At 59.1% G+C, this 25,720-nt stretch carries 17 protein-coding genes and 1 pseudogene; 1 reads left to right on the top strand and 17 read right to left on the bottom strand.

The window, feature by feature from the left end; all coding sequences use genetic code 11:
• Window positions 1-418: 418 nt before the first annotated feature.
• The 12 genes and pseudogenes from AC24YW_RS36120 to AC24YW_RS36065 all read right to left on the bottom strand — a co-directional run bounded on the left by AC24YW_RS36120 (window position 419) and on the right by AC24YW_RS36065 (window position 16,247).
• On the bottom strand, window positions 419-1,405 hold the full coding sequence (locus AC24YW_RS36120; protein ID WP_487487141.1) for a Gfo/Idh/MocA family protein: 987 nt from the start codon (window positions 1,403-1,405) through the stop codon (window positions 419-421).
• A 130-nt stretch (window positions 1,406-1,535) separates the two neighbouring features.
• Window positions 1,536-3,128, bottom strand: coding sequence for a GMC family oxidoreductase (locus AC24YW_RS36115; RefSeq protein WP_487487140.1), 1,593 nt, complete (start codon window positions 3,126-3,128; stop codon window positions 1,536-1,538).
• A gap of 373 nt (window positions 3,129-3,501) precedes the next feature.
• Entirely contained in the window at window positions 3,502-3,963 is a 462-nt protein-coding gene (locus tag AC24YW_RS36110) for a PaaI family thioesterase (RefSeq protein WP_487487139.1), read from the bottom strand.
• Between the two features lie 93 nt (window positions 3,964-4,056).
• Complete coding sequence (locus AC24YW_RS36105; RefSeq protein WP_487487138.1) at window positions 4,057-5,019, bottom strand: electron transfer flavoprotein subunit alpha/FixB family protein; 963 nt, start codon at window positions 5,017-5,019, stop codon at window positions 4,057-4,059.
• Window positions 5,019-5,671: pseudogene (locus AC24YW_RS36100) on the bottom strand (electron transfer flavoprotein subunit beta/FixA family protein); the annotation flags it as partial. The pseudogene AC24YW_RS36100 and the gene AC24YW_RS36105, both read right to left, overlap by 1 nt.
• A gap of 48 nt (window positions 5,672-5,719) precedes the next feature.
• The gene (locus AC24YW_RS36095; RefSeq protein ID WP_487487137.1) at window positions 5,720-6,985 is read right to left on the bottom strand and encodes a Glu/Leu/Phe/Val family dehydrogenase; all 1,266 of its coding nucleotides are present in this window, start codon (window positions 6,983-6,985) and stop codon (window positions 5,720-5,722) included.
• A 237-nt stretch (window positions 6,986-7,222) separates the two neighbouring features.
• On the bottom strand, window positions 7,223-8,953 hold the full coding sequence (locus AC24YW_RS36090) for a hydantoinase B/oxoprolinase family protein (RefSeq protein WP_487487136.1): 1,731 nt from the start codon (window positions 8,951-8,953) through the stop codon (window positions 7,223-7,225).
• A gap of 104 nt (window positions 8,954-9,057) precedes the next feature.
• Window positions 9,058-11,136 (bottom strand): hydantoinase/oxoprolinase family protein, encoded by a 2,079-nt coding sequence (locus tag AC24YW_RS36085; protein ID WP_487487135.1) that lies wholly within the window; start codon window positions 11,134-11,136, stop codon window positions 9,058-9,060.
• A 72-nt stretch (window positions 11,137-11,208) separates the two neighbouring features.
• Window positions 11,209-12,579, bottom strand: a complete 1,371-nt coding sequence (locus AC24YW_RS36080; protein WP_487487134.1) for an aspartate aminotransferase family protein — start codon at window positions 12,577-12,579, stop codon at window positions 11,209-11,211.
• A 130-nt stretch (window positions 12,580-12,709) separates the two neighbouring features.
• The gene (locus tag AC24YW_RS36075; protein ID WP_487487133.1) at window positions 12,710-13,672 is read right to left on the bottom strand and encodes a MurR/RpiR family transcriptional regulator; all 963 of its coding nucleotides are present in this window, start codon (window positions 13,670-13,672) and stop codon (window positions 12,710-12,712) included.
• 182 nt (window positions 13,673-13,854) lie between these two features.
• Window positions 13,855-14,781, bottom strand: coding sequence for a fumarylacetoacetate hydrolase family protein (locus AC24YW_RS36070; protein WP_487487132.1), 927 nt, complete (start codon window positions 14,779-14,781; stop codon window positions 13,855-13,857).
• Complete coding sequence (locus AC24YW_RS36065) at window positions 14,778-16,247, bottom strand: FAD-binding oxidoreductase (RefSeq protein ID WP_487487131.1); 1,470 nt, start codon at window positions 16,245-16,247, stop codon at window positions 14,778-14,780. The genes AC24YW_RS36070 and AC24YW_RS36065 overlap by 4 nt, the downstream gene beginning before the upstream one ends.
• 491 nt (window positions 16,248-16,738) lie before the next feature.
• Here AC24YW_RS36065 and AC24YW_RS36060 point away from each other — a divergent pair, with 491 nt between their 5' ends.
• On the top strand, window positions 16,739-18,304 hold the full coding sequence (locus AC24YW_RS36060) for an MFS transporter (protein ID WP_487487160.1): 1,566 nt from the start codon (window positions 16,739-16,741) through the stop codon (window positions 18,302-18,304).
• Window positions 18,305-18,427: 123 nt separating this feature from the next.
• Here AC24YW_RS36060 and AC24YW_RS36055 read toward each other — a convergent pair whose 3' ends face one another.
• The 5 genes from AC24YW_RS36055 to AC24YW_RS36035 all read right to left on the bottom strand — a co-directional run bounded on the left by AC24YW_RS36055 (window position 18,428) and on the right by AC24YW_RS36035 (window position 25,684).
• A complete protein-coding gene (locus AC24YW_RS36055; protein ID WP_487487159.1) occupies window positions 18,428-18,895 on the bottom strand; it encodes a PaaI family thioesterase in 468 nt (155 codons plus the stop codon).
• Between the two features lie 47 nt (window positions 18,896-18,942).
• Complete coding sequence (locus AC24YW_RS36050; protein ID WP_487487130.1) at window positions 18,943-20,709, bottom strand: hydantoinase B/oxoprolinase family protein; 1,767 nt, start codon at window positions 20,707-20,709, stop codon at window positions 18,943-18,945.
• Complete coding sequence (locus AC24YW_RS36045) at window positions 20,706-22,781, bottom strand: hydantoinase/oxoprolinase family protein (RefSeq protein ID WP_487487129.1); 2,076 nt, start codon at window positions 22,779-22,781, stop codon at window positions 20,706-20,708. The genes AC24YW_RS36050 and AC24YW_RS36045 overlap by 4 nt, the downstream gene beginning before the upstream one ends.
• Window positions 22,782-22,822: 41 nt before the next feature.
• Window positions 22,823-24,061: a Glu/Leu/Phe/Val family dehydrogenase gene (locus tag AC24YW_RS36040; RefSeq protein ID WP_487487128.1), complete on the bottom strand. Its 1,239-nt coding sequence runs from the start codon at window positions 24,059-24,061 to the stop codon at window positions 22,823-22,825.
• A gap of 186 nt (window positions 24,062-24,247) precedes the next feature.
• The gene (locus tag AC24YW_RS36035) at window positions 24,248-25,684 is read right to left on the bottom strand and encodes an aldehyde dehydrogenase family protein (RefSeq protein ID WP_487487127.1); all 1,437 of its coding nucleotides are present in this window, start codon (window positions 25,682-25,684) and stop codon (window positions 24,248-24,250) included.
• Window positions 25,685-25,720: the final 36 nt, after the last annotated feature.

The raw sequence follows: 25,720 nt of genomic DNA, 5'->3' as shown, positions 1-25,720 counted from the left end.
GATCTGCCAGCGCGCCGCTCCATGCTTGCGCGGCACCTCGGCCACCTAGGCACCGGGCAACAGACTCTCGGCGACGATCCGAAGCTCTCTCAGCTTCCGAGCGCACCCGCCGCCCCGATGGTCCTTGCAGAACTACCAACCGGCTCACCCACCCTGGGCCGTCTAAATGGACGTCCTTTTTGCTGTCCAATCCCATCTCAAACCTCCGTCCAACCCGGAGGCTTCTTCCGCACAGCTATTCCGATCCCGAATCAAGGGCCCTGGCTAAGCGCTTACGCACATTTTGCACTTTCTGCAACTTATCTGTATGCCCGACTATGCTCCTGGGAAATCGCCACGCTGCGGCGATCGCACAGCGTAGCTGTGACCCGAGAGATCGAGCGCATGGATAGTACAGGAGGCCAGCCGCCTAACTCGCCTAATCTCCGACAGCTACGAGACGGTCGTCTCGTGCGGACCGGAAAACCGCCTCGAGCGCGCCAATGCCACCAATAACGTCGTCGAGCGAGATTGGATACTCCGCCTGACCGGCAACAGACTTCGCGAATGCCTCGAGCTCTGCGCGTTCAATGTCGATGGCATCGAAACGTGTCGTTTCGGCATCCTGGCCGACGGGGGCAAACGTAAGCTGCTGATGACCATGCATTTCGACCCACCCCCCCGTTCCGAACACCTGGAGTCTCCAGTTTCGCGCGGTCGCAGGCACCGTGCTGAGATAGCCGGTAGAGCCATTCGTGAATTCAATCTGAACGTCGGTGGTATCGTCCATATCTATTTGAAGAAACTGCTTTCGTGACCTCGCCCTAACCCCTGAGACGGGTCCAGCGAGACCAATCATTGCATCCAAGATATGGATACCCATCAGCGTCATGCCGCCGGCGGGAGTTTCGGAATAATGAGCGCGCCAATCCTCGGGCGTGATATGAAGAGCTTGTGGTGCCGAAAAGTTGCCTTCCAAATGCAAGATACGCCCTAGCCGACCGCTCCTCACAAGCTCTTTCAACTGCGAATACGCCGGTAAGAATCTGCGGTTGAATCCGACCGCCAATTGCCTTCCGGCATTCCGCGCGGCGTCTCTGGCTCTTAATGCTCCAGCCAAATCCAGCGCTAGCGGCTTCTCGACGAAAATGTGCAAACCCGCTCCTGCTGCCTGGCAGATCTGATCGACATGCTCACTATGGGGCGATGCGATGACAACAGCGTCGACGGAGTTCGACCGCAAGAACTCCTGATAGCTATCGAACAGGTGAAGTTTCTCCTGAAGAGCAAAAGCGCGGTGCTTGCTTGGCGAGCGTGTATAGCCCGCGGTGAAATGCGTCAGCTTGCTCTTTGGCGTTCCATCCTCTTGAATTGCCCGGACAAGCTTCTGCCCCCATTGTCCCAGCCCAACAATACCTAGCTTCATTCTCGATAACTCCTCTAGGGACGCGGCGGCCATTGCGGCCATTCCGAAGTGATGGTACGGATCTCGGCTTAGGCAACGCGGAAGCGTCAGACCGCACTCTGGACCAGAGTTCGGCCTACGAGGGTAGATTTCAAGCAGCCTTCAACCATTCAGCCAGCCGCTCTCCAATCATCATGCAAGTTGCGTTCAGATTCGCGCTCACGACAAAGGGCATAACAGACGCATCGGCCACATAAAGGTTGTGCAGCCCCTTCACGGACAACCTGCTGTCGACCACAGCGAACGAATCAGTCCCCATCTTGCAAGTTCCGGCAGGATGAAAGATTCCCTTTGCGGTCTCTTTTACGAAAGCCTTCAAGTTATCGTCGCTCTGAAGCGACACACCAGGCCTCAGCTCTTCGACTTTGCGAGATCGAAGCGGCTCGGTTTCGAAAATCTCTCTCAAGATCTTATGGCCTGCAACGAGAGTGTCAGCGTCACGCTCATCGGCAAGGAGATTTGGATGAATCTTGAGCGGCTCACGATCATCGGACGAGTCCAATTCGAGATGGCCGGAAGAGTACGGCCTGTGAACGTTCACGATCGCGGTGACAGCCGGTCGATCAAGAAACCGGGGCCCATTTGGCCCCAGCTCATAGGCTCCTGGCGTGAACAGGACTTGAAAGCGGGAAAGCTGGTTTCCGAAGTCCAATTTTCGCGTCAGGACCACCTGCGTCATCGAACTCGCCGCTGGCCCTTGTCCGAGCAACAGCCAACGCAATCCGGCCTCCAATTTCTCCACCGGCCCGGCTATCATGTTGAGTGTTCTGGTATCAACGCGTACCACGTGGCGCGTGCCAGCGTGATCCTGGAAGTTCCGGCCGACCCCAGGAGAGTCGACGAGAATATCAATCCCTAGCGGCCTCAATTGCGCCGCGGGCCCGATGCCCGAGAGCATGAGAATGTGAGGCGAGCCAAATACTCCAGCACTCAGCACCACTCCTTTGCGAGCCTTTAAGCTGATGCGGCGATCGCCTCTAACCACTTCAACGCCAGTTGTCCTACGATTCTCGAACAGAACTCGCCGAACTTGCGCATGCAACATGAGACGAAAGTTTCGGCGCTTTACCGCTCGCCAGACGTATGAGCGCGCCGCGCTGTATCGCGATCCTTTCAGCTGCGAAACCTGCGGAAAGCCAACCCCCTCGTACTCTCCACCGTTGAGGTCATCGATGTGTTTAGCTCCATGGCGGACACAAGCCTCCAAGAAGATTTTTGACATCGCATGTGCTGACCTCAAGAAGGACACCGGCTGCGGTCCAGTATTGCCGCGCGTAGCATTTTCCCCGCCTTCGTATCTCTCCAGCTTGCGAAAATAGGGAAGAACGCTCGGATAATTCCAGCCCTCGTTGCCGAGCGAAGCCCAATCATCGAAATCTTCGGCGCTCCCACGAAGAAAGCACATCGCGTTAATCGCGCTCGTTCCTCCGAGGACCTTTCCGCGAGGCATATAGTCGCGCTGCCCGGCACGCGTTTGATCGGGCTCTGCGGTAAAGGACCAATCATATTTCGGATCCCCGTAGAGCGAGCTGGCCAGGCCCGGCATTGCGATCCTGAGGGACTTGTCTGACCCACCTGCCTCAATGAGAAGCACGGACAAGGTTGGATCCTCAGACAGCCTGGAGGCCACGACGCTACCTGCCGAACCCGAGCCCACCACAATGTAATCGAATTCTGATTCCACGAGCGCTCCAACCCCTGAGCATAATCACCGGTTTCGTCGTTTGTGCGGGACAGGATCATATGATCCACATGTTGTCAATATGGATTAATCAGTCCGTTTGGACAAGGCGTACTCCCTCGGCTGGCTTTGGACCCAGCGCGCTTTGAAGCGATCGGCGATCGTGATTGACGGGTCACAGACTTGCAGCCAATCCTGCCAACCTCATCCAAGGCTGCACTTGAGCAATCCCCCTGATCACTCGGCAATTGTGTTCTGCCGATGAAGGCGTGGCCGTGCACGGGCAGATCCTGCATCGGCAGCAACAGATCCTTATATATTGAAGCGTTTCGGGCAGGCGGAAAACTCGCACTACCATCTAGCGCCGCGAAACTTCCTACGCGCGCATCTTGGTCCGCTTAATTGTGCCGGAAAAGGTGAATAATCGCCGATCTCGCGATTTCAACTCACCGCGGACGAAAATGAGTGAGCCGCCGGCGTGGGTCACCTCACCGGTTGCCTCGATTAGCTGAGCCTCGCGCGCTGCGCCCAGGAACTCGCCGGAAAGCGAAACGGTCACTCCGGTGCCGTTGAGTATGGGGTTAGCGATCGCGAAGACACAGTAGTCCACAAAGGCCATAAGGCAGCCTCCATGGACATTGCCGAAGCCATTGAGGTGCTTGGCCTGCGCGCGAAACGCGCAACGTACTGCTCCATTAGTTTCTACTCGATGCCAAAAAGGGCCAGTTTCGTTCAAGAATGTATCGGATGACCAAGTGCGCCAGCCTTTGAACTCACCGTCCGTTGCTTCATGCATGTTGAAAGCGGCTGAGTTTTCGACATCGTTCGAGTGTTGCATTTGGCACCTAGAGTTTAGGTTCTCATCCGCGCGGTTGTGCTCGACCCGACGGGTAAACGCGCAATCGTGTCGCAATCGGCCTATGGTCTGAACCTATTTTCCGAGTTCGGCCGTCAGCTCCGGAACCGCCTGGTAGAGGTCGGCGACCAGGCCGTAATCGGCGACCTGGAAGATCGGCGCGTCCTCGTCCTTGTTGATCGCGACGATCACCTTGGAGTCCTTCATGGCGACGATCACCTTGGAGTCCTTCATGCCGGCCAGATGCTGGATCGCGCCGGAAATGCCGACCGCGACATAGAGTTCGGGGGCGACGACCTTGCCGGTCTGGCCGACCTGCCAGTCGTTCGGCGCATAGCCGGCGTCGACCGCGGCGCGCGAGGCACCCACACCGGCGCCCAGCTTGTCCGCGAGCGGCTCGATGTACTTGGCAAAGTTCTCGCGGCTCTGCATGGCGCGGCCACCGGAGACGATGATCTTGGCCGAGGTCAGCTCGGGACGATCGCTCTTGGCGACTTCCTCACCGACGAAAGTCGACAATGCCGGATCGGCGGCCGCCGCTATGGCCTCGACCGGAGCGCTGCCGCCCTCGCCTGCTGCGGCGAAGGTGGAGGTGCGGACCGTGATGACCTTCTTGGCGTCCTTCGACTTCACCGTCTGGATGGCGTTGCCGGCATAGATCGGACGCTCATAGGTATCGGGCGCGACCACCTTGATGATCTCCGAGACCTGCATGACGTCGAGCAGAGCGGCAATGCGGGGCATCACGTTCTTGAAGCGCGAGGTCGCCGGTGCGACGATCGCGTCATAGCCGGACGCCAGCGACACGACCAAAGCAGCCAGCGGCTCGGCGAGATCATGCGCGTAGAGGTCGCCATCGGCGAGCAGCACCTTCTTCACGCCGGCGAGCTTGGCAGCGGCGTCCGCCGCGGCCTTGGCGTTCTGGCCGGCAACCAGCACCTCGACATCCGCGCCGAGCGCGGCAGCTGCGGTCAGGGCCTTGTTGGTGGCGTCCTTGAGCGACGCATTGTCGTGTTCGGCAATCAGCAGCGTCGTCATCAGAGCACCCCGGCTTCGTTCTTGAGTTTCGACACCAGCTCGGCGACGTCCTTGACCTTGACGCCGGCCTTCCGGCCCGCGGGCTCAGCCGTCTTCAGAATCTCGAGGCGCGCGGCAATGTCGACGCCGTAATCGGCGACGGTCTTCTCCGCGATCGGCTTCCTCTTCGCCTTCATGATGTTGGGCAGCGAGGCGTAGCGCGGCTCGTTGAGGCGGAGGTCGGTGGTGACGATCGCCGGTCCCTTCAGCTTCACCGTCTGGAGGCCGCCATCGACTTCGCGGGTGACCTTGAACTCAGAGCCTTCGACCTCGAGCTTGGAGGCGAAGGTCGCCTGCGACCAGCCGAGCAGCGCAGCCAGCATCTGGCCGGTCTGGTTGGAGTCATCGTCGATCGCCTGCTTGCCAAGAATGATCAAGCCCGGCTGCTCTTCGTCCGCAACCTTCTTCAGGATCTTGGCGACGGCGAGCGGCTCGACGCTGCCTTCCGCCTTCACCAGGATGCCGCGATCGGCGCCCATGGCAAGACCGGTGCGGATCGTCTCCGACGCCTGCGCCGGTCCGATCGAGACCACCACGACCTCGGTGGCCTGCCGGCTTCCTTCAGGCGCAGCGCTTCCTCGACTGCGATTTCGTCGAAGGGGTTCATGGACAAGATGAACCACGACTTCTGAGTTTGGTCGACGGCAGAGCCGTGCGCTGGTTACGGGAAAAGACCCCTGGTCTGCTTAGCCGATTGCACGACGCTCACGCCGATCGCCATGGCGGCCAAGCGATGAGAAATGCCATCGCGATTGGCGTGGGCAATCACTTGCTGGAAGGATCGTTCGAGAATGCGGTAGAGGCGATCGAACACTTCAGCCTCCTCCCAGAACAGCCGCTGCAGATCCTGCACCCATTCGAAATAGCTGACGATGACCCCGCCTGCGTTGCAGAGAATATCGGGCAGCACGAAGATCTCGTCGCGGCGGCGATCGAGAATCGCATCGGCTTCAGGGGTCGTCGGACCGTTGGCGCCCTCGGCCAGAATACGACATTTGAGCTCGGAGGCATTGTGACCTGTAATCACCTGCTCCATCGCGGCTGGTACGAGCACATCGCATTGTCGCAAAAGAAGCTCCGAGGGATCAATGGTGCACTCGCTCGAAAAACCTGCAAGCTGGCCTCGCTTGGCAATGCGTCTCTGCAGCTCGGAGACGTCCAGTCCCGCCGGATCATAGTATGCGGCGGTGTGATCGCTGACGCCGATGATTTTGACGCCTCGCTCCGCAAGCGAGTACGCGGTCACTGAGCCGACATTACCGAACCCCTGGACAATGGCAGTCGCATCACCCGCCTTGATCCCAAGATGGTCGAGCGCCCGGCCGACCAGATAGGCGACCCCGCGCCCCGTCGCTTCGCGTCGGCCAAGCGTGCCGCCCGCCGACACCGGCTTTCCCGTGACGATCTCGTTGATCGTCTGTCCTTGGTACATCGAATACGTATCCATGAACCAGGCCATGACCTGCTCGTTCGTGCCCATGTCAGGCGCCATCACATCGGTGTGCGGCCCGACGAAGGGTATCATCTCCTGCATGTAGCGTCGGGACAGCGCCTCAAGTTCGCGCGGCGACAGCGTGTACGGGTCGACAGTGATGCCTCCCTTCGCTCCGCCATAGGGAAGTCCCGCCAGCGCGCATTTCCAGCTCATCCACACAGCCAGTGCAGCGATCTCGCCGACATCGACGGAGGGCGCGAACCTTGTACCGCCCTTTGTGGGACCCAGCGTCAGGTGATGCTGGATCCTGTAACCCTGGAAGACCTCCGTTCGGCCATCGTCCCGGTGAATCGGGCAGGACACTGCAATTGCGCGCTTAGGATAGAGCAGCCGATCGCGCTCCATTTCCGGGATCTGCAGATGATTGGCAACCTGGTCGAACTGCTGCCTTGCCATCTCGAAAACGGGGCCGCCATAGATTGATCTACTCATTACGAGGTCATCCAGCTCGTTCTCAGCGTAAGGTTAAGTTTCGCGGGAGAAAAACGGCCGCCCCCAAAACGGGGCGGCCAGTGATGTCCGTCGCGGGAGGAACATTGACACGGACAATTTCAGAAGATCGCATATAGGAACAATTCTCAAACGAACGGCACGACAGATGCTCTAAATCCCAGGCAACTGATGACCGTATTCGCATTGACCAGTTTGCCTCTGCTTACCTTGCCGCCGTTATGCTCCGTCCCGAGCCTTCGTTGAGACAATCGACCTTCGGTCCTTTGAAATCTCTACCCCGTAGACGCCGAGAGCAGTTTCTGGCGAGACGAGTTCATCGCGGACGTCGCGCAGGACTGCGACGGGATGTCGATTGTGAGGATGCCCCCAGCCGCCCCCCGCGGGCGACTCGATGACGATACGAAACGGCTTGACCTGCTGGACTCCATATTGTGGGCAGTAGAACTCTTCTCCCGTACCCAAGTCGAAGCCTTTCAGCGATCCTTTGGCGCCCCAAAGGCCGCCATTAACGCCTGCACCCGTAGCTTTGCGGGCGCCCTCGCCGCGCAGTGAGTGCTCCCCGCCGACTAATACATCGGCAACGTAATGGACGCCAGTTCCGCCCCGGTATTCGCCAGCCCCCGCGGAATCGGAGCGCATCTGATAACGATGGATGCGGATGGGATAACTCTGCTCGTAGGTTTCGACGTTCGGAATGAACATTCCGCCGAGTGTCATCTGATGGCTGCTCGTCGGGAAACCGTCGCGCCCGTTCACTGCTCCGCCACCTGCGCTGCCATGCCAATGGTAAAGGACGAAGACTTCACCAGAGGCCTTCTTTCCGGCCGAACTGCTATGGACGGACTTGCCCCAGCCCGCGCAGGCGCGACTTGGCTCTGCTTGAGCCAATGCACGCCAGCAAGCGTTCATAATGTCAATGGCCGGAAATACGGTATTCATCGTCATTGGAGCCGGCGGCAAGGCATTTACGATCGTACCTTCCGGAGCAATGATCTTGACGCAGCGATAAACACCTTCGTTACGCGGGATATCGGGATCCAGGAACGATGAAAGAGAGCAGTAAACGGATGAGTGAGTGTTGGCGATACCGCTGTTCTTGAATCCCTTTATTTGTGGCGAGGTGCCGGTGAAATCGAACTCAATGCTATCGCCGGAGATCGTCACCTTCACCCGCGTTTCTACATCGACGCTTTCGAAGCAATCCGTGTCACTTACGTCGAGACCGTCCCAAGTGCCGTCCGGAAGTGCCGAGATCGCCTGGCGCATTCGCCGCTCACCGTAATCTAGCAGAGAGGTCAAATACGATCGTCCTGTCTCAACGCCGAGCTGGCCGACGATCTCGGCCATCCGATTAGCGCCGATCCGCGTGGAACCCAGCATCGCTCCAAGATCCCCCTCCATCAAATCGGGGCAACGAGAATTCAACAGCAGCAATCTCCAGAGGTCGTCTCGTCGCTTGCCCTTTTCGATAAGCTTGAGAGCAGGTAGCCGGATTCCCTCGTGGAAAATCTCTGTGGCAGCCGAATTGTAGGTTCCAGCGGCGCCCCCCCCGATGTCAGATTGATGAGCGCGGTTGCTGCAGAATCCGACGAGCTCCGCGGCGACAAAGACCGGACGGATGAGGGTCCAATCGGGCAGATGGTTGCCGCCGGCAACATACGGATCGCTGAGAATGAAAACGTCTCCATCCTCGATCTGGTCCGTAAAGTCTCTTAGCACGGCGCGAACGGCAAACCCGCCGCCGCCGGAGTGAACCGGCAGTCCATCTGCCTGAGCGATCGTCTCTCCCGTTGCGCTGCTAATGAAACACGAAAAATCGTGACTCTGGCTGAAGATGGGACTGCGCGCAGTGCGCGTCATGATCGCACCCATCTGCACGCTGATGTGGTCAAGCTGCTTCTGCAGGATCGCCAACAGAACAGGATCGTAAGTCACCCCGGTGCTCATGCTTTCACCTACCATTCTTGCGTCAACTGCCGAGCCCATCTGCATCGAATCCGTTCGCCATTCCCTCTGCGGGCCACAAACCTCACCAGTGCACAGCCCCTCGCTTATGCTGCAGCTCCGGCATGGGCGATGGACACGTGATAGTTGCCCGCATCAGTCATCGTGACCCAATCGCCCGGCCCTACGAAGATCGTGGTAGTGGCTTCTTCGATTACCGCAGGCCCCACCAGTTGCTGACGGGGCTTAAGGATTGTGCCGTCATAGACAGGGATGTTGGCATATCCAGCCTCTCTATCGATCCACACGCGTCGGTGCGATTGCGGCAACGGGTTCGCAGCAGCTGGGAGAGCGCCGGGGATCTCGAGGGCATCAAGCTTGCCGATCGCTGCGACGCGGAGGTTTACGATCTCGATCGCCCCACCGGGCTGCACGTATCCAAAGAGACGCTCATAAGCGGTCTCAAAGTTTTTGCGGACGACCGCAGGATCGGTCGAGGGGCATTCAACAGCAATTGTCCATTGCTGACCGAAATAGCGCAGATCATAGCCGCGCCGGAGGACTGCGCGAGCTCCCTCGAAGCCTTCTCGCGTCAGGACTTTGCCTGCCGCCGCCTCGATCTGCTGGAATCCTTGCTCTAGCGAGTTTCGCGATGAAGCGGTTTTGCTGTCGAGGTCCTGCATCCAACTTCGCAAATGGTCATGGCGAAGATCCGAATTGCACATGCCGAAAGCACAGAACACCCCCGCAAGGCGGGGTACGTACAGACTTGCACTGCCAAGCAGCCTGGCCGCGGCGGAGCCATGCAGAGGGCCGGCGCCGCCTGCCGCCACAAGCGTAAAGCTTCTTGGATTGTAGCCCTTTTCAAGCGAAGAACGTTCCACCGCGTGCAGAATATTGCGCTCGACCAACTGGATGATGCCGGCAGCCGCGTCCTCAACGCTCAGTTTCAAGGGCTGAGCGATGTGAGTTTCGATCGCTCTCTTTGCTCTCTCCAGATCCAGCGTGATGGCGTCCCCGGCATATGGACCGGGCTTGAGACGGCCCAACACGAGTTGAGCATCTGTCACGGTGGGACGCTCACCACCGCGACCGTAGCAAGCAGGCCCTGGCATGGCTCCCGCACCTTCAGGGCCAGCCTTCAGAAGGCCGGCGCCGTCGACCGAGGCGATGGTCCCGCCCCCCGCTCCGACGGTGTGGATGTCGACCGCGGGAATATTCAAGTGGTAACCATCCAGCACGATCTGGTCAGTCATGCTGACCTCACCGCGCTGCATCAATGTGACGTCGCAGCTTGTGCCGCCGACTTCTATTGAGATCAAATGGTCCGAGCCTGCATCCTTGCCGAAGAACCTCAGCGACCCGACGCCGGCTGCGGGTCCCGACAAGACCAGATTAACAGGCGCATGGCCGATTTCGTCGATCGAGATTGCACCGCCATTCGACTGGATCATGAGCAGCTTGCGTGGCAGGCCCAACCCGCCCAGCCGCTCGGCCAAGCTTTTCAGGTAAGGAACAACGCGCGGAGCGACGTATGCGTTGACGACGGTCGTCGATGTTCTTTCATACTCCCCGATTGTTGGGGCGATGTCTGACGACGTGGAAACCCATACCCTGGGAAGGAGCTTCTGCAGCTCCGCCTTTGCCGCACGCTCATGTGCGGGATTTGCGTAAGCATGAAGAAAGCAGATGGCGACCGCCTCCACCCCTTCTTCCGCAAATATCCGGGCAGCGGCGGCGACCGATTCCGGATCGAACGGAATTCGGACAGTACCATCGGCCTCTATCCGTTCTTTCACAGGGAGCCGAAGATATCGGGGAACGAGGACTTGCGGAAACGGCCGGCGATGGTCCCAGACGTCTTCCCGAATAGACCGACGAATTTCCAGTGAATCACGAAACCCATCCGTGAGCAACAAACCGACCCTTCCTCCCTTCTTTTCGAGCAGGGTGTTCGTCGCAACCGTCGACCCATGGACGAACAAGCCGGTGTTAGAAAGAAAATCCTTGACGCTGATCTTCAGTGACTTAGCGGCCAGTTCAACCGCCGCGAGGACTCCCTCGGTGGGATTTGTCGGAACCGATGGCGACTTGAATGCCTCGATCCTGCCCTGAGAGTCAACGAGCACAAGATCCGTAAAAGTGCCCCCGATATCAACTCCAACTCGAAACGGCGCAACTAACATGGAGCGGGTCCCATCAAATACATTCTCGGGTCTAGGCCTGACGGTCCAAGGTTTGTGTCACAGGCGCGGCTGTCAGCCGGCAGTAACGCGCCCAAGCCCCGCCAATTCGCGGGCAACGACAGCGACCAACTTGTCTGCGATCAAGGAGGTCTCAGCCTCCGTCATCGGGGTCGATAGCGCACCTGAGCAGTTTGGCGTCAACAGGATGCCTTCGTCCAACATCGCAAACTGGATGCGGCGGATGAGTTGGGTTTTTTCCGGGCTCGTGTAAGCCGTCCTGTAGCCGGTGACATTGGCGCTTCCCAAATGAAGTCTGAACAGCGACCCCATTCCCGTAAAGCTTGCTTCAACGCCGGCGGCAGAGAAACCATCTGCGACCCTATTGCGGAGCCGATCACCCAGTCCGTTCAGGCGCTCAATTGCTGACTGCGAGTAGTGAGCGAGGGATGCGAGCCCTGCCGCCATGCTTAGCGGGTTGCCGCTGAATGTACCGCCCATCGACACTTTCGGCTTGCCCTCGGCATGATTGAAGACCGACATGAGACCTGCCGAGCCGGAGACGGCTCCGATCGGCAGACCTCCCCCGATGATCTTTGCGGTTGTTATGAAGTCTGGCTCAAGGCCGAAAGACCGGGACGCTCCATCAAACGAAAGGCGAAAGCTGATTACTTCATCGGCGATCAACAAAATTTCATCACGCCGGCACGCCTCGCGCAGAACAGCCACAACCTCCTTCGACATCGGCACCGTTCCGGCCCGCGAGGCGAGAGGGTCGACGACGACTGCAGCTAGAGAGCGCCCCTCACGGCGGAGAATGTCAGCGCAACGCTGCGGATCGTCATAGGGCAACACGACCGTTTCGCGCAGGACCGACTCCGGCGCGCCAGCATTGGATCGCACCGAAACGGGGTTTCCATTCTCGTCATTCCAACTGGCGGGTGTCGGGTCGAGGCTCACCTCCATCCAATCGTAGGCGCCGTGATAGCAACCCTCGAATTTTGCAATCCTTTCCCGACCAGTGATGGCGCGCGCCCCCTTTACCGCCGAGAGTACCGCCTCTGTTCCGGAGTTACAGAAGCGCGTCTGCTCCATCCTTGGGTTACGCGCAGCCAGCGCTTCGGCCAGCAGGATCTCGCCCTCGGTTGGCAACCCAAAGGCCGTACCGCTGGCCATCGCGCGATGCACCGCGTCCAGAACTGGAGGAAACGCATGGCCGTGAATGAGCGAAAAGAAGTTGTTCGCACAATCGAGTATTCGCCGCCCGTCGATGTCAGTGACCCAACACCCCTCGCCCCGCGCAGCGTAAGGAGGATGAGGCTTGAACCATTGGGCGGCGCGCATCGAGCCGCCCGGCACCACCTTGGTTTCGCGCACATAGGCCGCCTCGGACCGCGATTTCGCGGCAGCACTCACGCCCGCCCCAACTGCTCCTGGACCAGTCATTCATCATCTCCGGAAAATCAGATGAACTCAATGAACAACATGATCCGCATTTCTGTCAAGCGGATCATTTGATCCAACCGGGATAAGTTGCGACCTCCTGCACCGCAACCAGAATGACTGGACTGGCGTTTCAGCGCTTTTTTCGCTTGTCTTTGCCTGTCGGTTTTTGCGAAATCGCGACCAAAGGCCGCCGGCGCTTGATAGCCTTCCCCGAGAAGAGATATTCGCCCGATCCGTGCAAGAAACGCTCGTTTTCGCGGATCCTGGTTTGTGCAGGCTCGCCAAGGCGTCCAATTGTTAGGGCAGCAAGGAGGTTGGCTATCGCAATGGCCCCCAGGGTCGATTCTGGAAACGCCTGCCCGGACGTTTGCGCAACAAAATGCAGACCCTCAAGCTCACTCACTGGAGCAGCGAAGCTATCTGTAATTGAGATTATGCGCGCTCCGGATTGCGCCGCCTTCTGAGCAAGCTTGTGAACGACCCGATTGAAGGGAGCAAAAGTCACTGCCACGAACGCATCTCCGGGCGAGAGGTCATCCAGCAGACCTTCAGGCGCTCCTCCCGGGCTATCCAACAGGATCACGTTTGGGCGAGCCTTTCGTAAGGCGTACGCCAATGTATAAGCTGGAGTGAATGTTGTCCTTCTGCCACAAACAAACACTTTCGGCGCCTTGGCCAAAAGTCCGACTGCTTTGGTCACCTTTTCCTCGGACAGGTGCGCGCGAGCTCGCCGCACGACGTCAAGTTCCGCCGCGAAAAACGACTCGATAACGTCATCCAATCGGGCGCCCTCGCCCATTTTATGGATCAATACCTGTGCGGTTTGTTCGTTTCGCGTTGTAGACAGGCGATCCCTCTGTTGACGATCGCGCATCGTGTCGATGAAGCGCTGCCGCAGTTCGCCATAGCCGGGTAGGCCCATGCGCTGCGCCAGCCGGACAAGGCTCACCGGAGGGACGTTTGCGCGACGTGCAATCTCCCGCATCGAATGGAAGGCTGCTTCGTCCGGATTGTTGATAAGATAGTGCGCAGCGTCTACAGACTGCCCCGACAAATCGACGCAGATTTCCTTGATTTCTTCAATCAGATCCACTGACCCCACCCGGCATCTCCATATTGTGCCAGCCCAACTGACTGGACGAGATATCCTAGCGATGCCTCTCGTGTCTGGCCATCCTCTTCGGCATACTGCGGTAGATGCTCGGAGCACTCCTCGGAGGAAGTGCAGCAGGCCCTTGGCTGTTCAGCTCGGTCTGATCCAGTGGCGCCTACGTATCATTCCAGCGAGACGTCCGAGTCGCCAAAAAGATCTACGCGCCCTAGACGGTTACGCAGTTCGCCAAGACCCGTCCCGCGTACAATGACCTCGTCTCCCTCAGCCAGCAGGATGGACGGAGTGCGGGCGAAACCAACACCGCTAGGTGTTCCCGTCAGCAGTAAGTCTCCAGGCCTCAACGTCATCCCAAATGAGAGCTCCGCAATCAACTTCTCAACCCGAAAAGCCATCTGGGAGACCAGAGCATCCTGGAGAACTTCTCCGTTCACCAGGCATTGAAGCCTGACCGTAGCGAGATCGACCTCGTCTTGGGTCACCAGAAATGGACCGATCGGCATCGTCCCATCAATACTTTTGCCCTTGAACCACTGGCCGCCGTGCCGCCGCTGCAAGTCTCGCTGCGAAACGTCGTTTGCCAAACAATAGCCGAAGATGTGGGCTGCCGCTTCGCGCTCCGGAATGCTGCGGCCGGCCTTTCCGATGACCACGGCCAACTCCGCTTCGTAGTCCCATTTGCTCGAGATCCTCGGGTCGAATGCGATGGAATCCCGCGGTCCGATGACTGTATCGGGCCCCTTCGTAAAAAACGTCGGCGCTTTGGGCAGCTCCTTAACCTCTTGGCTGGCGCGCTTTTCTTTGCCTTCGTTGAAGTGATCCAGATAATTCCATCCTGTGCAAAGGATGTCGCGGCGAAAGCGCCGGATCGGCGGCAGGAGCGCCAAATCTGCAAGCAGTACGTGCTCAGCTTCCTTTCCACCGGCCAGTCTCCTTACCTCGGCTAGTGCTTCGGCCCCACCCTCTATGATTGGCAGGAGATCACCAAACTCCTTGGGGAGCAGGATGGCCGTTTCGCCCGAAACCACTCCAATGCGGACCGCATCGCGATAGGCTGCACACACAAGTTTCATATGTTGATTCTCTTTCAAATCGTAATGTTGCGCGCCGCAACAACGCGGGGGGTGGCCAGTACCTTGCCGGGATTCATGATGTTATCAGGATCGAAAGCTCTCTTGATCTGTGCCATCATTTCAAGGTCGACATCGCTTTTGAAGTGTTCGAGCTCATCGACATGCATAAGGCCAACCCCGTGCTCGGCGCTGATGCTGCCATCCAGCTCAACACTTGCTTCATGAACAACGAAGTTGGCGCGCGCAGCCGCTTTTTCTCGCTTCTCGTGAGTATCGTAGAACGCTCTGTCGAAGACGATGATTACGTGAATGTTCCCGTCCCCCACATGTCCCGCATAGTACACGTCGGCGGATTTGAATTCTTGCTTCAGCCGCTTATCCACTCGCTCGATAAAGACCGCTATCTTCGAGATTGGCACGGATGTGTCGTTGGCGACGGAAAATCCTTTACGCATGTTCGCTTCAGAGATCGTATGCCTCAACTTCCATAGACGCTCAGCTTTTTTGGAATCTGAGGCAATGACGGCATCATGGATCAAGCCTCGCTCGATGGCGCCCGCTAGAATTTGCTCAAAAACCTGATTCGGGTCCCAGCCGAGACTGCTGTCGGCCAGTTCGATCAGGACATACCACGGCGAGGACAGCGGCATCGGCGGCAACTCTTCATGGTGCGAGAGAACGTTCTCGAGCTGCCCCTTTGAGATGATTTCAAACGCCTCGACCTTGCCTGCTGCACCATCGGCGAAGGCCCTCAGGAGGTCGACGGCAAATTGTATACTTGGCAGTGACACCATCGCCGTTCCGCTATTCGTCGGCTGCGGAAAGAGCTTAAGCGCTGCGGCAGTTACAATCCCAAGCGTTCCCTCTGCTCCGATGAAGAGCTGCTTGAGATCGTATCCCGAGTTGTCTTTCCGCAGAACCTTGAGACCATTCCAAATTTTGCCGTCCGGCAGGACGACCTCCAGGCCCAATATGAGGTCGCGCATGTTTCCATAGCGCAGGACATTTATGCCACCAGCGTTTGTCGAGACCAAGCCGCCAATTTGACAACTGCCGACGCTGCCAAGCTGCATCGGAAACAGCTTACCTTCGCGCTCCAAGGTCTCTCGAAGGGTCGCCAAAATACAGCCGGCCTCGGCGATAACCGAATTGTTTTTGCTATCGATCTCTCTCACCCGATTCAGCTTTGAAACGTTCAGGATCATGGAGGGACGATCGTTGATGGGGACGGCACCTCCGGTCATGCCGGTATTTCCCGCCTGCGGCACTAATGCAATCCCAAGACCGGAGCACAGGCTAACCAATTTCGAAACCTGCTCCGCACTCGTCGGCATCGCTACGGCGAGAGCCTCGCCCTTATATCGTCGGCGCCAATCGATGAGGTAGCCAGCCGTCTCGGAAGGCAACGAAAGGATGCCCTTCGCACCGGTAATCTTAGTTGCGGCCGAAACCAGCCGTTGACGCATCTCGCTCCAGTCGGACATGGCCCTAACCATCCGTCAATCGTTACATCATGGGTGACATGAACCATTTGGTTCTGCTATTTGTCAATGGATGCGTCCGCTTCACCGACCACTTTTGGGGCTGCGCTGAGTTCCGGAGCGATGCAATCCCTGCCCGAAATCTCGACCTTGTTCTTGAGCACTGAGGCGCGGTCACACGTAAAACTCCTCCGGCGATCAGTTCAAAAGCAACTGTCGGCGTATCCCGGGCCACGCAGCAATCCGGCGCCAAAGAGGCCTTCGTTACTGCAACTCTGCTGCGCATGGGGCTACGATAGATGACGATGTCGAATCGGTCGGGTTTAACAAGCCCTTCGGAAGGTAGACCGTTCGTGTGTCCGGACAATTCACTTCGTTCAACAAACCACGCCGCCGCGGCGCCAGGTCGTTCGGCAGACCGGCCGAAGACGCAGGGCACAGAGAGTTGCGCACTTGACCTTGCAGGTCCCGCGGACTCTGCCAGGGCTGATCATATTGCTGCTCCCCTGCGCCACCGCGCATTCCGTCGTATCTGGATCGCAAGCCTGATCTCAAATCTGGGCAGTCTGGTACAAGGAGTTGGAGTGGCTTGGGCCATGACTGAGATGTCATCCTCCGCTGACAAGGTCGCGTTGGTGCAAACTGCTCTTGGACTTCCGGTGATGCTCATTGCAATTCCCGCGGGCGCGATCGCGGATCTGCATGATCGACGCATCGTGGCTTTGATCTCACTAGTTATCGCCTTGGCGGCCACGACCACATTGGCGACACTCGCGTGCTTGGGGCTACTCACGCCGAACCTCCTGCTCGCGCTTTGCTTTGCAGCGGGCACTGGGACCGCTATGTGGGGGCCCGCATGGCAGGCGGCCGTCAGCGAGCAGGTGCCAGCGCAAGCTCTGCCTGCCGCCATCGCACTCAACGGAATCAGCTACAACATTGCACGAAGCGTAGGACCGGCAATCGGCGGCATCATTGTGGCTACTGCGGGGACTTTCGCCGCGTTTGCATTGAACGCCGTGTGCTATGTGCCGCTCATCGGTGCGCTCTATCTGTGGAAGCGCGCCGCTGAGCGGTCGCGACTACCGCCGGAACGGCTCGACCGCGCGATTCTTTTGGGCGTCCGGTATATCGCCAACTCACCCCCTATCATGGTCGTGCTGTTGCGGACGACTATCATGGGCTTAACAAGCGCAGTCATCCTGGCTCTCTTGCCGCTGGTGGCCCGCGATCTCCTCCTCGGCAGCGCATCAACATACGGTCTGATGCTGGGAGCCTTTGGTGCGGGAGCTGTCATCGGAGCTGCAAATATCGGAATGGTGCGCAAGCACTTGAGCGGAGAAGCAGCCCTTCGATATTGCGCACTCGCTATGGGCGCAGGCATTGCTCTTATGGCGGTCAGCCGAAACTCTTTCATCGCCGCACTGGGATTGGCGGTCGCAGGTGCTGGGTGGACCCTCTGTTGGACGCTGTTGAATGTTGGTGTACAGCTCTCCGCTCCCCGCTGGGTCGCAGCACGGTCTCTGGCAGCCTATCAGGCGGCATCAGCCGGCGGGCTGGCCCTCGGCAGTTGGGCTTGGGGGCACTTGGCGCACTTCGCGGGTGTCGAAACTGCCCTCCTCATCGCGGCCGCATTGATGATTGCGTCACCATTGATTGGCCTAGGGCTGCGGATGCCGCCTGTGAAGGGGCGTGCGGAAGAAGGAAGTCTTCTCGAGGATCCAGAGGTGCGGGTGCCCATAAGCGGGCGCGACGGAACTGTGGTGATCGAGATCGAATATCGAATTCAGCCGAAAAACTCGCCAGGGTTTCGGAGGAGTATGCAGGACCTCCGGCTCGTCCGGAAGCGCAACGGCGCCTACGGTTGGTCACTTGCGCGAAACATGGCGGAGCCGGATATGTGGATCGAGCGCTATCACTTCCACACGTGGCACGACTATCTACGCCAGCGCAACCGCTCCACTCAAACCGAGCGAGCGCTGGAAGACCGCATCATAAAAGAATACCATGAGGGTCCAGGCAAGGTGCGCGTGCGCCGCACGATCGACCGGTCGTTCGGGTGAACAGAAGTGGCGAAGACGCGTGGCGCTTCGCAAAGATCGCCGCGTCCAATCGGAATAGCGTCCAACACCGCAGGCCACAGCGAGCCGAGCAAGGCCATCCCCGGATTGCGGCTCATTACTGCATTACTTGCGATCCTTTTGCTTCAATCGTTTGATAGTCCCGGAAAACGTGAGAAGCATTCGGTCGCCGGATTTCAACTCACCTCGTATAAAGATCAGCGAGCCGCCGGCCCGGGTCACCTGTCCCGTTCCCTCGATCAGCTCGTTCTCGCGCGCTGCATCGAGGAATTCGCTGGACAGGGAGACCGTTACACCGGGGCTCTCCAGCACGAGGCCTGCAATGGCAAACACGCAATAATCCACGAAGGCCATAAAGCAGCCGCCATGAACATTCCCATGGCCATTGAGATGTTTCGACTGCGCGCGGAAAGCACAATGGACTGTTCGATCCGCGTTCACACGATGCCAAAACGGTCCGTTTCCGTTCAGGAAACTATCGAACGTCCAGGTGCGCCAGCCCTTGAACTCGCCCTCGGTTGCTTCATGCAGGTCGGGACGCGTGAGCAGGGCGGACTTGCTGATGTCGCTCAGGTCATGCACTCGGGACTCCAAATTTAGGCTTTGAGCGGTTCGGCCCTTCAGGGAACAGGGTTCGGTTGCGCTACGCTTTCGGCCTTTTTCAGCAGTTGACGGCGCACGCGCGTTGCTTCTTCATCGATTTGCAGATCTTGACCGGTCAGAACAACTCCATAGTCTGCCTCGGCCATTTCACGGCTGACCATTCCATCGAGAACGTCGTTGAGGACCTCTTCCGCCAGTCGCAGATATGGTGATCCGAAACCGCCTCCACCCGCAGCTTTAATCGTGAGTGTCAGCGGTTGCAGCCGTTCGACACCAAAACGGGGTGGTGCATAGGACGAACCATCCTCGAATTTGATTGAACAGCTCCCGATGCCCGCGGCACGGCCCCCCAGAACGCCAAAGGACGTCGGATTGCCGTTGCCTTCGCCGCGGAACGAATATTCTGCAGGATAGTGTACTTTGACTGTTGCTATCGCACCGGTGCCGCCCCGATAGCGCCCCGCGCCTCCGCCATCGGTGACAAATTCCTGGCGCTCAACAAGGAAAGGATAGCTCGTTTCAAAGTCTTCTACGTCCGGCAATGCAAGACCGCCAAGGGTCGTGATCTGCCCCATGACGTTGAATCCGTCCCGCCCTTTGACGGCGCCGGCGCCAGGCTGCGCCAGCCACTGATATGCGACGTAGTATCGTCCGCTGTCATCTGTGCCGGACGTATTGCAATGCGAGATCCGGCTCCAGCCAGCGCAGCTCAGTTCGGGAGCCGTCGGACTCAAGGCCTGCCAGATCGCATGTATGATCTGATGTGCTGGATAGGTCGTCGCGGAGGTGACGGGGGCTGGCGGCTTGGCATTGACGAGCGATCCCTCGGGGGCCTCGACGCGAACACGGCGGAAGACGCCATCGTTACGAGGGATGTGTGCACCAAGAAACGAGACCAGCCCAAACAGCACGGCCGATCGGGTATTCGCCAGTGAACTGTTCTTGAACCCGCGCATCTGGGGGCTTGTGCCCGCGAAGTCGACGAGAACTCCGTCGGTCCCGATGGTAATGGCGGTCTTGATGCGTGCGTCAGTGGTCTCGAAGCAATCGTGATCGAAGAAGTCCTCGCCCGTGTACGTTCCAGGCTTGAGTTTACGGATCGCTGCCAGGAAGCTTTCCTCTGCCCAATCGAGCAAGGATGCGAATAATGTGTCCAGCCCCTCGGCTCCCATCGGGCTCGCCATGTCCTGAACTCGCTTGGCGCCGATTTCCGTCGAGCCCAGCATGGCGCGGAGGTCGCCGTCCAAAAGGTCGGGTGTCCGCGAGTTAAGAAGGATCAGACGCCAGAGATCATCCTGGATTTCTCCTTGCGAGACCAGCTTGACGACAGGGATGCGCAGGCCTTCGTGGAAGATCTCCTCGGCCTTCGGATTGTAGGTTCCGGCCGCTCCGCCGCCGATGTCGGACTGATGCGCGCGGTTGCAGGTGAATGCCACAAGTGCGCCGTTCAGAAACACCGGTCGCATGATTGTAAAATCAGGCAGGTGATTGCCGCCGGCGACATAGGGGTCGTTGGCCAGAAAACAATCGCCGGGATTAATGCGATCGCCGAAGGTTTCCAGAAGCCGTGCCAGCGCAATGCCGCCACCTCCGGTATGAATTGGAATGCCGTCAGCCTGAGATACAACCTGCCCCGACCTGCTTCCGATGAAGCAAGAGAAGTCGTGCGACTGGCTGAAGATCGGGCTTCGCGCTGTGCGCGCCATGACCCAACCCATCGTGCGGCAGATGTGATCGAGCTGCTTCTGGCCGAGCGCCAAGCTGATTGGATCGATTGCCCTCATGCCTTGCCTCCTTGAGCCGGAATGGCCAGCCGAACGACGAAATTGTTCGTCGCGTCCACTTCCAACCTGTCATCCTTTCCGATGAACACGGTTGTTGTCACGTCGTTGATGACTGCAGGTCCGGTAAGATGCGCGCCTGGCCGCAGATCTGAGCCTTCGTAGACGTCTGCATCAACAGCTCCAATCTCCCGACTGACGTAGATGTGACGTTTGCCGGAGGGTGGCGGAACGTAGTCGGTGACTGGTAGTTTCTCGATCGAAACGCCCGGAAACTGGCGAGATCCGCTGACACGCAACGCGCAGGTCATGATCGGCGAATGCTTGTGAGCGTGGCCATAAAGCAGGCTGTAGCGCTCCTCGTAGTTCGCGACGATGCTGTTGATATTGTCATCCGCCCATTCGATCGAAAGCTGAGACTGCTGATCCAAGTAATTGAGATCGATGTAGCGGGTGAAACGCGGAAGACTGCCAGCCTCGCCGTATGCCATGAGACGTGCACGCAACCCGATTTCCAGCTCGTGCGCGACACGCTCCAGATCCTGCAGCGCCTCCTTATTGAATGGTCGGCGGATGGTTCGGACCTCGTCGAGGCGCACGTCGGAATTGAGCATGCCGAACGCGCAGAAGACGCCTGCAAGCCGCGGAATGTAAACCGTCGAACAGCCGAGGCTCCGGCCCACGGAACATGCATGCAACGCGCCGGCGCCGCCGACGGCAACGAGCGTAAAGTTACGAAGGTCAAAGCCACGCTCCGCGCTCACATGCTCCACGGCATGCCGCAAATTCTGATCCATCAGTTCGACGACGCCAAGCGCGGCCGCTTCGGGCGCTAACCCAACGGTATCGCCATAGACACGCTGAAGCGCCTGCCGGGCCGCCTGATCGTCAAGATCGAGCGTGCCGCCGGCGAATGGCCCTGGGGCAAGTCGGCCGAGGACGAGCTGGGCGTCCGTGTTGGTCGGGTTCTGTCCTCCGCGCCGATAGCAGACCGGGCCCGGTATCGATCCGGCGCCATCGGGTCCAAGCGTCACCATTCCGCCAGCATCGAGGCGAGCAATACTCCCGCCGCCGGCGCTCACAGAGTGAATGTCCACGCTCGGCACAAGGGCGAGGTATCCTGCAATATCGATTCGGTCGGTCGAATGGACTCGGCCCCCTTCCATCAATGCGAGGTCACAGCTCGTCCCTCCCATCTCCAGAGAGATCAGGTTATCGGTGCCCGCCGTCGCTGCGACATGTCTCAGCGCACCAACCTGCGCCGCAGGGCCCGACAGAAGTAGGCAGGCGGGATTGCGCGCGATTTCGTCGACGGATGAGATCCCCCCGTTGCTTTGGATGAGGAGCAGCGGACCGAATAGTCCGCTCTGGCGCAAAATACCTTCCAGGGAGCGCAGGTAGGGAACGACTCGTTTCGAGACATAGGCAGCGAGCACCGTCGAAGACGTGCGACCATATTCACCAGCGTAAGGGGAGATCTCATGGGAACAGAAGATTGCATCCGGATCCCACTCCGCCGACAGGATCTCCATGGCCCGGCGCTCCTGCGCGCCATTGGCATAGCTATGGAGAAAGGACACCGCGACACAATCAAGACCAGCGGCTTTGAATGCCGCTGATGCCGCCTTCACCTCTGCCTCGTCCAGAGCTGCGAGTTCACGCCCATCCTTGTCGAGACGCCCGCCGACCCCCAAGCGCCAGCGGCGTGGCACGAGCACGTTCGGGAACGCCGGACGATGGTTCCAAGGCTCCTCTCGGATGCCCCGCCGGATCTCAAGGGTGTCGCGAAAGCCCTTGGTCGTGAGAAGGCCGATCTTGGCCCCCTTGCCCTCGAGGACGGTGTTCGTCGCAATTGTCGAACCGTGCACGAGCATCGCGCAGCCGCCAAGCAGGTCTTTCGTGGCAAGGCCAAGACGACGCGCGAGCCCTTCAAGTGCTCCCATCACGCCAGCTGTGGGATCGTCAGGCCTGGAGGGCGACTTGAGGACCTCGATCTGGCCGTTGGCATCAATAGCCACGACATCGGTAAACGTGCCTCCGATGTCGATTCCGATCCGCCAGGGGGCAACAAGCATGGGTCTCTCCGTTTCGGTACGATGGGTCGGAACGACAGTCATCACGGAAAAAGGCCTCTGGTATTCTTGGCGGACTGCACAACATTGACGCCGATGGCCATGGCCGCCATGCGATGAGAAATGCTCTCGCGCTTGGCGCGAGCGATCACTTGCTGCAACGAGCGCTCGAGAATTCGGTACAGGCGGTCGAACACTTCGGCCTCCTCCCAGAATAGCCGCTGCAGATCCTGCACCCACTCGAAATAGCTCACGATGACTCCGCCGGAGTTGCAGAGAATATCGGGCAGCACAAAGATTTCATCGCGCCGCTGATCCAGGATGGCGTCGGCTTCAGGCGTGGTCGGACCGTTGGCGCCCTCAGCAAGGATACGGCATTTGAGCGCGGACGCATTTTGACCTGTGATCACCTGTTCCATTGCAGCTGGCACGAGCACATCGCATTTTCGCAGCAGCAGCTCCGAAGGCTCAATGGTGCTCTCGGTCGAAAAGCCTGCGAGCTGGCCGTGTTTTGAGACGTGCTTTTGTAGCTCCGCAATGTTGAGCCCCGCGGCATCAAAGTATGCGGCGGTGTGATCGCTGACACCGATGATCTTGACCCCTCTCTCGGCAAGAGAATACGCGGTAACCGACCCGACATTGCCAAACCCCTGGACAATGGCCGTTGCATGGCCGGCCTTGATTCCAAGATGATCAAGGGCCCGGCCAACAAGATAGGCAGCGCCCCGCCCGGTCGCTTCGCGGCGGCCAAGTGTGCCTCCAGCCGACACCGGCTTGCCGGTGACGATCTCGTTGATCGTCTGTCCCTGGTACATGGAATAGGTATCCATGAACCAGGCCATGACCTGCTCGTTCGTGCCCATGTCCGGCGCCATGACATCGGTGTGCGGTCCGACGAAGGGTATCATCTCCTGCATGTAGCGCCGAGACAGCGCCTCGAGCTCACGCGGCGACAGCGTGTAAGGATCGACGGTGATGCCTCCCTTCGCTCCGCCGTAGGGAAGTCCTGCCAGCGCGCACTTCCAGCTCATCCAAACAGCCAGTGCAGCAACCTCGCCGACATCCACCGAGGGAGCGAACCGGGTGCCGCCCTTCGTAGGTCCAAGCGTCAGGTGATGCTGGACCCGGTATCCCTGAAAGACCTCCGTTCGACCATCGTCCCGGTGAATCGGATAAAGTAGCCGATCCCTGTCCATTTCCGGAATCTGCAGATGGTTGGCAACCTGGTCGAACTGCTGCCTGGCCATTTCGAAAACGGGACCGCCATAGATTGATCTACTCATCGTCAGTTATCTCTAGAACTTGATGCGAAGCCCGCATCGAGGCGCGGCTTGAAACAGGAAAAGTGGCCGCCCCGCGAGGGGGCGGCCAGTTGACGTTCGTCGCGGGAGGAAAGACACTGACGACGAACGGTACGAAATGGCAGACCACGCAAGCTAACCGACCGCGCTCGACGCAGCTTGAGGCTCTCAGAGACCATGACGGATCGTCACCGTCTTCAGTACGCCAAAGCCGTACAGCGCCTCGAATCCCTTCTCTCGGCCGAAACCTGATCCCTTCACGCCGCCAAACGGCAGCTCAACGCCGCCGCCGGCGCCGTAATTGTTCACGAACACCTGTCCTGCCTCGATGCTGCGAGACAGGCGCATTGCCCGGCCAAGATCGGATGTCCAGACTCCGGCAGCCAGCCCGTACGGCGTCCCGTTCGCGATGCAGATCGCGTCGTTCTCGTCGCGGAAGCGCAGCGCGACCAGCACCGGACCGAAGATCTCCTCCTGGGCCAATCGATGGTCTGGCGGAACGTTACCGATCAGCGTCGGTCTGACGTAATAGCCGTCTGAAGGCAGGTTCGTCCCGAACGAACCTTCTGCCAAAATCTGCAATCCGTCGCCCCGCGCAGCATCCAGATAGGCTTCGATCCGGCTCCGCTGTGCGGCGTTGACGACGGGACCGAGATCGAGGTCCTGGCTGGCGGAGCCTACACGAAGTGCCTTGAAGCGCTTGGCGAGCTCGCTTGTGAATTCGTCGTAGATGTCATCCTGGATTAGGACCCGCGAGCCCGCGCTGCAGGTCTGACCGGAATTATGTGCGATGCCCTTGACGATCGTAGTAGCCGCCTCGTGCAGGGGCGCGTCCGAAAAGACGACTTGCGGTGATTTTCCGCCCAGCTCGAGTGTGACCGGGATCGTGTTTCTGGCAGCGGCTGTCTGGATAAGGCGGCCGACCTCACCGGATCCCGTGAAGCTGACATGTCCGATGCCGGGATGAATCGATAGCGCCGCGCCCGCTTCTTCACCAAGGCCCGTGACGACGTTGAACACACCGGGCGGAATGCCCGCCTCTTCGGCCAGCGTTGCCAGTGCTAGCGCAGAGAGGGACGTGTCCTCGGCAGGTTTAAGGACGATGGCATTGCCCATCGCCAGAGAGGGGGCGACCGACCGGCCTGTCATTTGTAGCGGGTAGTTCCAGGGCACGATATGTGCGGTGACGCCGTGCGGCTCATAGAACGTCATCACGGTGAAGCCACTCTGGAACGGAATGGTCTCGCCATGGACCTTGTCGGCCGCCGCGCCATAATATTCGAAGTACCTGGCGCAAACGGCAGAGTCGGCAAGCGCAACGGTCATTGGCTTTCCGACGTCCTCGCTCTCGAGCTTTGCAAGTTTCTGGGCGTCGCGGCGAATGAGCTCAGCGAGCTTAAGGAGGAGCCGGCCGCGGGAGACCGCGTCCGTTTTTCCCCAGACTCCCTTGCGAGCCGCTTGAGCGGCCATGACCGCAGCATCGATTTCCGCTGCTCCGCCGCGCGATATTTCGGCGATCTTCGTGCCGTCTGAGGGATTGATCACGTCCAGCGTCTTGGCCGAGCCAACCCAGCGTCCTGCGATATAGTGTTGATGAACGTCCATTGCAGTCTCAATCATTGTAAGCAGCTCGTCTCAGCT

It is taken from the genome of Bradyrhizobium sp. USDA3516 (assembly GCF_057651995.1).
This window is presented reverse-complemented; position numbering and strand designations above follow the sequence as displayed.